1 protein-coding gene is annotated in these 281 nt (G+C 73.3%); it reads right to left on the bottom strand.

The window, feature by feature from the left end; all coding sequences use genetic code 11:
• Window positions 1-281 (bottom strand): FAD-binding protein (locus QMG28_RS20905; protein ID WP_281844154.1); only part of this gene is annotated, 281 nt, incomplete at both ends.

A 281-nucleotide genomic window follows, 5' to 3' on the forward strand; every position in this document is an offset into this window, starting at 1 on the left:
GCGCGAAGCCCGAGTCGACCGCCGCGCGCGAGGCGCCCACCGCCGCCCCCAGCTTGTCGGCCAGCGCCCCGATCAGCGCGAAGTTCTCTTCCGAGCCGACGCCACGCCCGCCCGAGACGATCACCTTTGCCGAGGTCAGCTCCGGACGGTCGCTGCTGTCGACCTTGTCTTCGACCCAGGACGACAGCCCCTTGTCGCCGGCGGAGGCCGCGGCCTCGACCGGGGCGGAACCGCCGGTGCCCGCGGCCTCGAAGGTCGAGGTCCGCACCGAGATCACCTTG

It is taken from the genome of Sinisalibacter aestuarii (assembly GCF_027923545.1).
In the GTDB taxonomy this organism is placed as follows: domain Bacteria; phylum Pseudomonadota; class Alphaproteobacteria; order Rhodobacterales; family Rhodobacteraceae; genus Sinisalibacter; species Sinisalibacter aestuarii.